11 protein-coding genes and 1 pseudogene are annotated in these 12,272 nt (G+C 61.1%); 3 read left to right on the forward strand and 9 right to left on the reverse strand.

Going from position 1 to position 12,272, the window contains the following annotated elements; translation table 11 throughout:
* Positions 1–121: 121 nt before the first annotated feature.
* The 3 genes from NA3_RS34110 to NA3_RS34120 are packed head-to-tail and all read right to left on the reverse strand — an operon-like array spanning position 122 to position 2,900.
* Complete coding sequence (locus NA3_RS34110; protein WP_062968887.1) at positions 122–1,162, reverse strand: BtrH N-terminal domain-containing protein; 1,041 nt, start codon at positions 1,160–1,162, stop codon at positions 122–124.
* Positions 1,156–2,373 carry a cytochrome P450 gene (locus NA3_RS34115; RefSeq protein ID WP_062968889.1) on the reverse strand — a complete coding sequence of 406 codons (1,218 nt, stop codon included), beginning with the start codon at positions 2,371–2,373 and terminating at the stop codon, positions 1,156–1,158. The genes NA3_RS34110 and NA3_RS34115 overlap by 7 nt, the downstream gene beginning before the upstream one ends.
* Entirely contained in the window at positions 2,370–2,900 is a 531-nt protein-coding gene (locus NA3_RS34120; RefSeq protein ID WP_062968891.1) for a PaaI family thioesterase, read from the reverse strand. Before NA3_RS34120 ends, NA3_RS34115 begins: the two co-directional genes overlap by 4 nt.
* 233 nt (positions 2,901–3,133) lie before the next feature.
* On the opposite strand from NA3_RS34120, the gene NA3_RS34125 reads away from it, so the two are divergent.
* A complete protein-coding gene (locus NA3_RS34125) occupies positions 3,134–3,757 on the forward strand; it encodes a TetR/AcrR family transcriptional regulator (protein ID WP_128145631.1) in 624 nt (207 codons plus the stop codon).
* Between the two features lie 304 nt (positions 3,758–4,061).
* Here the strand turns inward: NA3_RS34125 and NA3_RS34130 are convergent, their stop codons facing one another.
* From NA3_RS34130 to NA3_RS34150, 5 genes are all read right to left on the reverse strand, one after another.
* Positions 4,062–4,718: a TetR/AcrR family transcriptional regulator gene (locus tag NA3_RS34130; protein WP_062968894.1), complete on the reverse strand. Its 657-nt coding sequence runs from the start codon at positions 4,716–4,718 to the stop codon at positions 4,062–4,064.
* Between the two features lie 207 nt (positions 4,719–4,925).
* Positions 4,926–5,969 (reverse strand): ferredoxin--NADP reductase, encoded by a 1,044-nt coding sequence (locus NA3_RS34135; RefSeq protein WP_062968909.1) that lies wholly within the window; start codon positions 5,967–5,969, stop codon positions 4,926–4,928.
* 69 nt (positions 5,970–6,038) lie between these two features.
* Positions 6,039–6,887: an SDR family NAD(P)-dependent oxidoreductase gene (locus NA3_RS34140; RefSeq protein WP_062968896.1), complete on the reverse strand. Its 849-nt coding sequence runs from the start codon at positions 6,885–6,887 to the stop codon at positions 6,039–6,041.
* On the reverse strand, positions 6,884–8,482 hold the full coding sequence (locus NA3_RS34145) for a flavin-containing monooxygenase (protein WP_062968898.1): 1,599 nt from the start codon (positions 8,480–8,482) through the stop codon (positions 6,884–6,886). Before NA3_RS34145 ends, NA3_RS34140 begins: the two co-directional genes overlap by 4 nt.
* 197 nt (positions 8,483–8,679) lie before the next feature.
* Positions 8,680–9,666 carry an AurF N-oxygenase family protein gene (locus tag NA3_RS34150; protein WP_062968900.1) on the reverse strand — a complete coding sequence of 329 codons (987 nt, stop codon included), beginning with the start codon at positions 9,664–9,666 and terminating at the stop codon, positions 8,680–8,682.
* 266 nt (positions 9,667–9,932) lie between these two features.
* Here NA3_RS34150 and NA3_RS34155 point away from each other — a divergent pair, with 266 nt between their 5' ends.
* Both NA3_RS34155 and NA3_RS34160 read left to right on the forward strand, forming a co-directional pair.
* Positions 9,933–10,268 (forward strand): DUF4873 domain-containing protein, encoded by a 336-nt coding sequence (locus NA3_RS34155; RefSeq protein ID WP_062968911.1) that lies wholly within the window; start codon positions 9,933–9,935, stop codon positions 10,266–10,268.
* 60 nt (positions 10,269–10,328) lie between these two features.
* On the forward strand, positions 10,329–11,966 hold the full coding sequence (locus NA3_RS34160; RefSeq protein WP_063917868.1) for an MFS transporter: 1,638 nt from the start codon (positions 10,329–10,331) through the stop codon (positions 11,964–11,966).
* Between the two features lie 61 nt (positions 11,967–12,027).
* Here the strand turns inward: NA3_RS34160 and NA3_RS34165 are convergent.
* A pseudogene (locus tag NA3_RS34165) lies at positions 12,028–12,272 on the reverse strand (IS630 family transposase); the annotation flags it as partial.

A 12,272-nucleotide genomic window follows, 5' to 3' on the forward strand; every position in this document is an offset into this window, starting at 1 on the left:
GCGTTCACGGAGGGCCGATTTCGCCCTCAACGAACCGCCGAGATCGCATGACCCTCTCTCCACAGGCGCGCATCAACCATATCCCCGAAGACGTAGTTGATATGCCTATTGTCCAGGTGATTCAGAGTGAATTGGCGGCGAAGGTGAGACGATCTGCCAGGGTTTCTTCCAACTCTGGTAGCAAGGCTGCCTCCCGGGCTACTCGGGCCGAACGTAGCGATGGGTTCTCGTCGGATGTAGCGATTTGGGCGAGTCTCGTCCATGAATGGGCAGCCAGCCGTGCCGCGCTTGCTGCCGCGTCCACATGCGGGTTGCGCGTGTAATCGGCGAGATCGACGCACCCCTGAGCGATGAGGCGTCGAAACAGACCGCCTCCGGTGCCCGCTTTTTCGATGAAGGCGGCGAGTGCCCCGAGCACCGCCTCGAGGTCCGCGTCCCCAAAGATGTCGGGCCAACGCGTGACATCGTCGGCAAAGCGGCGAACACCGTCGAGTCCGTTGCCGGACACGCCGTTCACTGGTGATGCGGCGACGGCACTCGGTCCCCCATGTCGCAGGGTTGCCGCCGATTGTTCGAGTGCCGCGGCAGCCATGGGCGCGAGGTCGGGCGCGCCGGAAGGCCATTCGACCATGTACGTGGCGTGACGTGTGGGTGTCGGGAATCCGGTGGAGGCGCGGGCCCGTGCCAACGCGTCGTAGGGCACCGTCTGGATCTCATCGCGGTCGTTGTCGACAACATACGCCTCGCGGGTCTCGTCGTCATAGCCAACGATAACGATGTCGTGGCGGCTCATGCGCAGTCGTACCCGCAGGTACGGCAGTTCAGCGATGTCGGCCCAGACCATGACGGGCCGTCCGGAGTCCAGTTCGGTCGTCACCCACTTCCAACCAAGAATGGGATCGTCGGTCTGACGTAGTTCGGTCTTCGCACCGAGGCGCTTCAACAGGTCGACTTCCAAATCGGCACCACGCCCCACCAGGTATATCGGAGGGTTCAGCGCATCGGCGCGCAGGTACGCGAAATCGAGCGCACCGCCGAGGGTGAACACGAGTCCTTCGCTCAGCTGACCACCCCAACCAAGTCCCGCCCAGGTCATAAGATCGCGCAGCGCACCCGACCCGCAATGGCCGCCCTTCTGGTGCGGGTAGGGCAGGACTAGCATCCGGTAACCACCTTCAGACTCGACAGCCCGCGGAAGGACAACCCCGTACGCCAGCGAGGCTGTTCGACCAGCCTCATACCGGGAAAGCGCGCCGCGAGGAGCGGGAAAAATTCAGCTCCTTCGAGACGGGCCAATGGCGCGCCGAGGCAGAAGTGGATGCCGGAGCCAAACGATAACGGCGGGATCCCGGTTCGGGTGATGTCGAGCCTATCGGGGTCACAGAATCGGTCCGGGTCTCGGTTGGCAGCCCCGAGCAGGGTCAATACAACCTGCCCAGGGTGCAGGTCGACTCCTGCCAGGCGTGTCGGCTCGAGCACCGTGCGCCCGTTGGTCTGGACCGGCGAGTCGTAACGCAACAATTCTTCGACGGCATTGCTCGCCAGGTCGGGCCTGGCACGCAGTAGGCCCATTTGATCGGGATGGGCGAGCAGTGCGGCAACACCGTTACCGATGAGGTTTGTGGTGGTTTCGAACCCCGCCGCGAACAACAGAATCGCGGTGCCGACGCATTCGTCGTCATCCAAGACGTCATCACCGTGCGCGACGGCGAGTCGGCTGAGCAAGTCATCGGCCGGGAGTGCGCGTTTGACTGTCAAGAGGTTTGTGAAATATGTGGCGAGTTGGTCTTCCGCTTCACAGGCGGCGGTCAGCGCCGCGACGTCGGCGCTGGGCTCGAGCGAGGCGACCAGGGCACGTACCAGAGGCGCAGCCGTAGCTCGATCGGCCTCTGGCACACCGAGAAGATCGCCTATCACATTCACAGGCAGCGGGAGCGCGAGATCGCTGATGATGTCGGCGGAGCCTTGGTCCTCGATGACATCGAGGAGATGACGGATCTGCGTAACGATGCGGCCGCGTAACCCATCGATGTGCCGGGGGGTGAACACGTCGGCGACCAGCCGACGCAGCCGGTGGTGGTCAGGCGGGTTGCGGAACAGCATGGTGCGCCGGAATCGATGCATCGCCTGATGTTGCAGCTCTTCAGGAATCTCGGACAAGCCGAAGCCCAGCGACTCGTCGGCCTTGCCGAGTTTTCGGTCGCGGAGCGCGGCCGCGCAGTCGTCGTAACGGCTCAACACCAACACCCCCGATCGTGTGACAAACACGGGCTGCGTCTCGCGCAGGCGCCGAAATGCCTCATAGGGCCCGGCTGAGCCGTGATCGGTGAGCAAAACGTCGAGGAGCAGTTCCCTCTCTGTTGGTGCAGTCACGCCTGCCTCCGAACATTCGCCCGTGACTGGAGGAAGTGTTCGGCCTCGACCACGATGAACAGGGCGGTGGCCGTAGCGACCGAGCGTCCCTCTACGTCCTCCATCCCGGCCGCGAGATTCAACTTCCGGCCATCCCGCGACCGCACATCGGCGTGCAAGGTGTAGGGAGTATCGAGCAGAACCGGGGCGAGATAGTCCAGGTCGAGACGGCGTGTCACGGCGAGTTCGCCGACCGTGTAGAGCAGGAAGCCGAACAGGTCGTCGATTACGGTCGCCACCGCGCCGCCGTGTGCTATCCCGGGCGCTCCTACATGACGCTGGTCGAAAAGATGGTGAGCGACGACGCCGTCTCCGCAACGCCGCACCGACAGGGAATGCCCGTGCGGGTTCGCCGGCCCGCAACCAAGGCAATGGGGGTGGTGAGGTGGCAACTCAGGCGAGCCGGACTCCAGGAAATGGAACGAGCGTATCCACTTCTCCATGTCGGGATCGGACGATCTACCTACCGCATCCGAAGCCTTGTCCATGGTCAGACCTCCATGTCAACTAGCGCACACAACACGAGTCTCGACTAAACCGTGATGCCACCTACCATTGCAGACAATCAGCATAAATTTGTCAACAAATGATCAGAACTCCATCACTTGTCACATCATGCTCACAGCAAGCGAGGGCGATCACGCCCCACGTAGACACGCGAGACGAAGCGAGGAAATTGTCGATTCATGAACAAAACCGGCACTCTGTTACGATCGGTTGAGTGGTAGAGGAGTCGGTGAGGCTGTCGTTCAGGCGGCACCTCCGCGAGACGGCGATCCGCGCGGCTCGCACCCTGACAGTCGAGAAGGGCTGGGAGCGGGTCCGCTTCGGCGAGGTCGCCGAGCTCATCGGAGTATCACGCGCCACCCTCTATCGAGAGTTCGGCGACAAACAAGGCCTCGGAGATGCGCTCGTACTGCACGAGGCGGAGCGGTTCTTGAGCGGCATCGAGGATGTGCTCGCATCGCACAGCGGAGCAGTGTCTGAATCGATACACGCCATGGTGCGCTACACCCTCGATGAGGCTGCGGCCAGCCCGTTGCTCAAAGCCGTCCTCACGACTCCGGGTAGCAGCCCTCGGGACGAAACCGGCGTCCTCCCTCTGCTGACAACCTCTGCTTCCATGCTCCAACTCGCATCCGAGCGACTGGTCACCGCGTTCGGCCAACACTTCTCTCGCATCGACATCGATGACGTCGCTGACGCGGTCGATGCGCTCATCCGCCTGACGATAAGCCACCTCGTGCTACCGGCCAGCGACAGCACCGAAACGGCACGCCGAATCTCCGAGATGGCGCTACGCTACCTCGAAGTGGGCTCCACGGAACTCAACACAGGACTGTAATATTGCGGGCCGTCCGATCCCATCCTGCAGAACTGGGTCCGTTCGTTCCGGCCGCAGGAATCCGACTCCCTTCAGCCGCCACCGCACCATCGGCATTGCCCTTTGCTGTGGACGCTCCCTACTTCGCCGACCTGTCGGCGGCCAAGCGCGCCCACCCCGCCGACGATCTGCCCGCCGACTCGCCGCCACCCGCGGGTGACGACGCTACTTTCAGGCTGGACAGTCCCAGTCCCTGGAAAGACACCCCGGTACGCCAGTGTGGATCGCCGGCGAGGGCGAGCCGTGGATAGCGGGCCACAAGGCGTCAGATGGTTTCGGCCTCGATCAGCTCGATATTCTCGATTCGCAGCGTCGCAGACGGATCGATTCGGATTCCACGGGTCCGTGCAGAGGCATCGATAATTCCCCAGATGATTGCGCTGAGATGCTCGCCGAAGGCCGAGCGGGACATCGCCGCAGTCGGGTCGGATTGCGAGTTGATCCACCAATCGGTCGCGGAGAGGCTCGCACCTATGATCGACTGCACCACCAAATCGATGCCCGCGGTGTCCGCACCAACGTTATCCAACACTGCCGCGAAATGGCCAGCAATGAACCCAGCCAACTCGCGCGCGTCCTCAAGGGCCTGATCGGATTCCGATAAACTCTCGCTGAAATGGCTTCGAACGAGAAACTGGAATACATTGCGGTGCTCGTCGACCAGTTGCGTATATTGCTCGACGAGCTTATTCATCACCTTACCGATCGGATCGGATCCGAAATCGACCGCACCGAAGATATTGGACCACATAAGATCCTTCGCGCGCTCCACGACCGCAGCACGAAGGCCCTGTTTGTCCTTGAAGTAGCGATACAGCTTGGGTTTTGTCGCCCCCGCTTCCCGAGCGATATCGTCCATGCTGGCGTCGGGCCCATATTTGGCGAAGGCCACATACGCGGCATCGACCAGCTCCGCGCGCACTAGGACCCGGTGCTCTGCCCAACGGCTTGATCGTGCGTCAACTCGCCGAACCACCGAGCTACCGACCTCCAGAACCCTCTGTCGCGTGCCTGCCACCAGGACGATCGTACGCTACTGGTCATGTGAGCGACCAATCGCGTGAGGCCGGTGACCGGCTAGTCGAACGGACGAAGACAGCCGCCGACCGGCTGTGTCGTGACCGGGCGGTCAGTCGAACGTCACCGTTACGGTGTCGGTGATTGGGACCGATTGACAAGCCAGCCGATCGCCCTCCTCGATGTCGGCCTCGTCGAGCACGTCGTTCACCATCATCTCGATATCGCCGTCCACGACCTTGCACACACACGCGCCGCATCCACCTTCTCGGCAGGAGTACGGTGGTGAGAAGCCTTCGTTCAGCAGGACTTCGACGAGCGACAGATCCTTCGGCCACTGCAGCTCGGCGCGCTCACCGTCGAGATAGACCACGAGACGAGCTTGCTCCGTTGTCATCGATTGTTTGACGCTATTTTCGATGTCGAACGGATCGGAACGAAGAGATTGGAAGACTTCTCGATGAATATTTCGGTGCTGCACACCGACTTGATGCGCCACGTCGACCACTAGATCCATGAACGCTGCCGGGCCGCACACGAAGTACATCCGATTCCGATACTCACCGCAGAGTTCCGAGAGAGTTTCTCGGTCTGGCAATCCACGCTCGCTCTCCAGCCATTCGATCAGATTGAGCCGATCCGGAAACTGTTTCGCCAGATAGCGGAGATCCTCGCCGAAGATGACGCTCTCGGCGTCTTGGTTCGCGTAGAAGAGAACGAGATGACCGTTCCCCTCCAGTAGAGCCGACTTGACAATAGAAATAATAGGTGTGATCCCGCTGCCAGCTGCTAGCAATACCATATCCGCGTCGAAGTCCTTCGGTGTGAAGTGCCCGCTTGGCGGTAGAACAGTCATGGTAGCGCCAGTGGCAATATTGTCACAAAGCCAGTTGGATCCGTACCCACCTGCTGTGCGCTTCACCGTCACGGCCAACTCGTCCTCGGCATGCGGGGAACTCGACAGCGAGTAGCAACGAGCCACAGATTTTCCATCACCACTCCCGGGGATACGTAATGTCAGAAACTGTCCGGGATCGTACGAAAAGATTTCCCATTGGTGCTCGGGGACGTCGAACCATATCGACACCGCGTCCGGTGTCTCCTGCACTACGCGGGCAACAGTTAGTTCGCATGGCGTGCTTATTTTCGGGAACATTCCTTCTCCATAGATGCTGGACAGCCTCTCCCGGTCGTCCATCTAGCCGACGGACCGACATCAACAGCCCTACTTCACCAGACCGTATCGGCGCCCTATCGCGTATCCGACGCGCGCCAGAGGTGCATTGAGGTCCTGATACCTGGGTCCCACCGCCCGCGTGATGAAATCGAAACCCAGGGCATCGGGTCCGACGAGCACTCGCGGCCTGTTGCGGCGAACGCCCTTGAGGATCGCATCCGCCGCGCGGTCTGGGGTGGTGAGCGCGATCCGATCGAATCCAGCAACAATCTTCTCTTCATCGCCGATCACGGCGACCCCGCGTGCGTCTCGCACGATATTAGTGCGAACACCACCGGGATGTACGCATGTCACACCGATGGGTAACCGGCGAATTCTCATCTCCTGCCGCAGTGCTTCGGTGAATCCTCGGACGGCGAACTTCGACGCGTTATACGCGCTCTGGCTTGGTATAGCCATCAATCCGAAAACGCTCGAGACATTGACAATGTGGCCGTCACCCGAATCGATAAGATCCGGAAGAAATAGCTTCGTTCCGTTCACCACTCCCCAGAAATTGATGCCCATCAGCCATTCGAAGTCACTCCACGCCATCTCCAGTATGTCGGCGCCCAGCGCAACACCTGCGTTGTTGATCACCATGCTGACCGAGCCAAAGTCAGCGAGGACACGGCTCCGGTAATCCTGGAATGCGCGACGATCGGCTACATCGAGCTCATAGTGCTGGCATTCGGCGCCCATTGACCTGCATATGGAGGCGGTCTCACGAGCACGCTCACTGTCGATATCGGCGATAGCCAGCCGTGCACCGTCGCCGGCCAGCCGGATTGCGACCGCACGGCCGATTCCCGAGCCCCCCCCGGTTACCGAGATGACTCGATTGCTGAAATCTCTCATTTCGGTAGGTTCTCCTTCCCGAGCGAATTCGGGGCGTCGGCGATACGTTGCACAGGGGCCGATTCGCCGAGAAACCCGAAATCCGATGCCGCGAGTTTGCGAGTGCGCCGCCAGTACTGCCAGGTGAAACCCGGCCAGACCGTTCGGTTGACGCCCTTTGCGTCGAGGTACCAACTTGTACACCCACCGCTGCTCCAGACTCCTTTCACCAGCTTCCGCTGGATCTCGGAGTTGAACTTCCGCTGGACCGGCTCACGCACCTCGAGCGCGGCAGCGCCGCGCTCGTCCGCGAGACGGATCGCCGAGATTATGTATCTGATCTGGCATTCAATCATGAAGACCACGGAGTTGTGGCCGAGCCCGGTGTTGGGGCCGAGCAGAAAGAACAGGTTGGGGAATCCGGCGGTCGTGATGCCGAGATGCGTCCGAATCCCCTCGTCCGACCAGACCGATGCGAGTTCCCTGCCGGACGCGCCCTTGAGACGCAAGCTTTCGAACCCATCGGTCACATGGAAGCCGGTCGCGTAGATGATCACATCCGCTGGACGCTTCTCGCCAGTACGTGACTTGATCGCACCCTCGGTTATCTCCGCGATCCCATCGGTGATCACGGTTGTCGTGGGCCGATTCAGGGCTGGATAGTAATCGCTCGAGCCGAGGATCCGTTTACAGCCGATGCGATAGCTCGGGGTGAGTTTAGCACGCAACACGGGATCGTCGATTCCCCGCGCGATATTCCACTTGGCGATACTCTCAAGTGGCCGCATTAGATTGAGATGGCCGTTGAGTCCTATCGACAACGATTCCGCAGACCAGTAGACAGCAGTTCGGAGCCCCTTCGCGAGGATCGGCACCCTGGTGAACAAAGCCCGAATAGTCTCCGGGAACTTGACGTTTTTCCGAGGCAGCACCCATGCTGGTGTCCGCTGGTACACGTGCAGTTCATTGACGACCTTCGCAATCTCGGGGATGAACTGAATCGCACTCGCCCCGGTGCCGATAACAGCAACTTTCTTGCCCGCCAACGAGCAGTCATGATCCCACTGCGCCGAATGAAATACTGTGCCGCCGAAGTTCTTCTGCCCCTCAATCTTGGGGATGCTCGGTATATGCAATGCTCCTACTCCTGAAACCAGGAACCGAGCAATGTACTCGTGGCCGTCCGAGGTGACCAGATGCCAAGTAGAATCGTCGGCATCCCAATGTCCGGATTGCAGTGTCCGGCCGAAGTGAGTGTGCCGTTCTAGATCGTACTTACGTGCGAGGCCTCTGAGATAGTTCTGGATCTCATCCTGCCCAGCCCAGAGGTGACTCCAATCAGGTTTGGGCTCGAAGGAGTAGGAGTACATATGCGAAGGAACGTCGCATGCGCAGCCCGGATACGTGTTGTCACGCCATGTTCCGCCAATCTCGGTCTCTTTCTCGATCAGTAAGAAGTCGTCTATTCCGGCTTTCAGCAATTGGATTGCCATTCCCATGCCGGAAAAACCTCCTCCCACGATGAGGACCTGTGCCCGGTGCACTCTGACCTGTGCTTCGTCACCTCCCGAGCGACCGGCCTTGCGTACATAATTTCCAGAATGACTGTTTTTCATCGACTTCCTCTAACCGGTGCGGCTCGCCGCAGCGTTAGCCACAGAGATTTGTATCGTGCCCGCAACGTACGCGAATATCGGACCGTTCTACCAACAGGGTCACAGGTACGATCGATGCTTACCGCATGCGGGCGGTATCGGCTTTCGCTCGATATTTTCTGCGCTGCGGTCCCCGCGTTTCGCCGGACCGCGCCCAGTCACCGCTGGGCGATGTCGCCGGGAAGGCTCCTCGACAGACGCCACAGGAACATTGTGAACCGGCCTTCCAGCATGCCGGCCTCGTCGAAGAATCGGATCATCGGCTCGGACATGAACTGAAGGTTCTCCCGGTAGTGCGGACCGAACTGGCACGCGAGGAACCCTCGCAGCGGGTGCACGCCCACGACACGGTACAGCCTCGGGTTGATCAGAATGGGATATGCCAAATTCGCCACGACCGCGAGCACACCGCGGTGCCATGCCCGCGAGACTCGTCCCCGCGCACGCATTCCCTCGACAAGTTCGGTTCGCGCGAAGGTGATGTGGCGCGCCTCCTCGAGCACGTGGATCTTCATCAACTGCCGGACCTGCGGCTGTAGGCGTTCGTCGTTCATCGCTTCACGCTGGGCGCGATCGAGTATCTCCTCGATCAATAGGGTCGCACCCTGGATGGACGGCCCCAGCGGGATGAAGTGCAGGATCTTCGCCAGCGACAGGAACCCGGGTGGAAGCTTGTAGGGCGGGATGCCCGTTTTGGCGATCAAGCGCGCGAACATAGTGGAGTGACGGCTCTCGTCGCCAACCTCGACGAGTGCGTACAGCGCCTTGTTGTCGACGAGGTCTCCCGTTGTGTTCAGCCGCAGCAATGCCATGCTCAGCAAATTCTCGGCGTAAATTCCGAAACTCAAGATGCTGACCAGTTCGTGCTTGCCCAGCTCGATCTTCTGCTCATCCGACAGTCGATTCCACAGCCGAGTGCCGTAGAGCGACACTCGGTGCTCGGGAAGCCACGCCTTGTCCGGCAACCACGGATTATCCCAGTCGATGTCGACCTCGGCGTCGTAAAACTTCTCGGCAGAGGTCCTGAGCAGCCGCCCAGCCGATCGTTGCAGATCAATGGGTCGGCGACCGCTCACGCGCGCCATTCCGTCGGTGGTTACGGCTATCGGCCCGGTGATCTGGGCCCGAACGTCACTTGTTGTCATTTGTCCATCTTTCGACTCGGCTGATGACTCGGCATCGACGCATCCGGCGCGGAGCGACATCCCGTCACAGTTGGCCTGGGCACCCGGTCAAAATTACCCCATACGGCAGGTAGCGGATACTTCAGGTATGAGGTAACTTTGGCAATGGCGGACCGGAATGTCAAGCGGTCAACGCCCTCGGATCCCGACGTCGGTCCGCCCCTCCGGCAGTGCTGGGCGGATCCCCATTGCGGGCGCCGGCTGTCGATCAGGCGAAGGAAACCACAGTGAATTCTCATAGTCCGCACGACGACTCCGACTACATCGGGTCGGCGACAGTGATCATCGCGAGCAACGAAGTCGAGGTGCAGGTCGAACTGCGCGGCTTCTTCCAGCCCATCGATGGCCGCTTCTGCTGGTACGGGCGGGTGCGTCAGAGCGACATTCTCGACGAGTTGCTACAGGGCCGCCGACGTTCGGTGGTGGTCCGGACTCGGTCCGGCGAAGCCGCCGGGGTCATCGGCGATCGAGACTTCTGGGGCCGCTACCGAATCCAAGGCCGCGGGCGCCCCCCTTATCCCATACCGTCATCGCTAGAGGAGGTCGAGGCGACACCGGGTTGAGTCACAGAGCCCTCGCGCGAAAGCCGATGACGAACCTTTGCGAATGGAACCGAAAACGACATGATCCGTCTTGGAGACCGGCTCGCCGCCCGAAGATCCGCGGCCTGGACGATGACCGTGACCTGCGGCGCAGTGGCTCTGGTTGTCGCCGCCATGGCAGCGCTCTATACCGGGCTTCCCGCTATCGCGCTGGATACCGGAGCTGATCAGAATGCGCTCACCTGGATAGTCGATGGATATACGTTGGCACTTGCCTCTCTGGTGTTGCCCGGGGGCGCGATCGGCGACAGATACGGCCGTCGACGCGTTCTGACCGTAGGACTGGCCGTATTCGCGGCCGCTTCGCTGGCACCAGTGTTGGTCGATGCCCCGGTATGGCTCATGCTGTCCAGAGCGGTAGCGGGCGCGGGAGCCGCCCTTGTCATGCCGACGACCCTGTCGCTTCTGACCGCCAACCTACCGATGAACAAGCGGGAGTACGCGGTCGGAGTATGGGCGGGTATCGCCGGTTCGGGCGGAGTGATCGGCATGGTTGGATCCGGTCTGCTCCTTACTCGTTGGTCATGGCACTCGATCTTCGTCGGCCTGACCCTCGTCGCACTGCTGCTGTTGGTTCTGAGCTTCACCGTCCCCGATTCTCGTGACATCGAACGCCCACAGCTGGAAGTTCGCGGCATGTTCTTGGTGGTACTCGCCATCGGTACGGCGGTATTCGCCGTCATCGAGGCTCCATCGCGCGGTTGGACTGATAGCTGGGTGTTCGCCATGGGAGCGATCGGAGCGATGAGCGTCGCCGCGTTCATCGTCACTGAACTCCGTGCCGAGCACCCGTTGCTGGACGTACGGCTCTTCCGCAGCCGGAGCTTCTCGAGTGGTGCGTTGTCGATAACCATCCAATTCCTCGTGACTTTCGGCGTGATGTTCCTGCTGGTACAGCATTTCCAGCTCATCTTGGGCTTCACGCCCCTGCAGTCGGCCCTGGCACTTGCCCCGATGGTCGCTCCGCTCATCGCGATGTCGCTCGTCTCACCGACGATCGCGGCACGGATGGGGCTCCGGGTGACGACCACGACCGGGCTTATGACCATCGCCGTCGGTTTGTTGGCCCTCCAACGCCTCGACTCCGGTCCGTCCTACCTCGATGTGCTCTTGCCACTGCTGATCATGAGCGCTGGCCTGGGCATGTCGGCCGCCCCCGCCACCAACGCGATCATGCTCGACACGCCGCTGGAGAAGCACGGGGTGTCAGCTGCTGTCAATGACGCGACTCGGGAGATCGGCGCGGCCATCGGTATCGCCGTCGCTGGCAGCATCCTGTCGGCGAACTACTCGTCGAGAATCGGCGAAGTCTTGTATCGCCTTCCTGAGCCTGCTCGTGCCCCGGTCCGCAGCTCCCTGGCCGGTGCACTCGAAGTCGCTGAACGCGCGGGTGCTGCGGGAAAACCTCTCGCCGACTATGCGAAAGCCGCCTTCTGTGATGGAGTGGAACGTTCGGCGTTCGCACTGGCCGTAATCAGCCTTGCCGGTGCGCTGATCCTCGTCCCACTGTCACCCGGACGCCCAGGTGCCGGAGGCAGCAGCAGCTTCCGGCGCATCCGTCAGCGCGGTCGATATCATCTGCGACGACCCTGGCGTAAGCGCGCTACTCGAACGGATCGATCGGAGTCGACGTCGATCGCTGAATCGGTGCAACGGTAAGCCGAACGCACCATCCGAAGTCGTTCACGTTCGTTCCAGCTCAGGACGTGCTAGTGCCGCGTCAAGCAACGTTGGCCAGGTAATCAGGTAGCCGGATCTTGGAGTTGACGGCGAACTCGCGTTTGGGTTCGGCGCGCTGGTTGCGCCAGCGGATGTAGGCACCGATCGCGGCGTCCTGCTCGCCATGGCTGCGGTGATCGGTGCCGTTGAGCGCGAAATACCGCAGCGCCGCGAACTCGGACTCGATCCAGTTCAACCATGACGAGTACGTCGGAGTGAACACCAACTCAACATCGTTGTCGGGGG

This window comes from Nocardia africana NBRC 100379, assembly GCF_001612635.1.
Lineage (GTDB): Bacteria > Actinomycetota > Actinomycetes > Mycobacteriales > Mycobacteriaceae > Nocardia > Nocardia africana.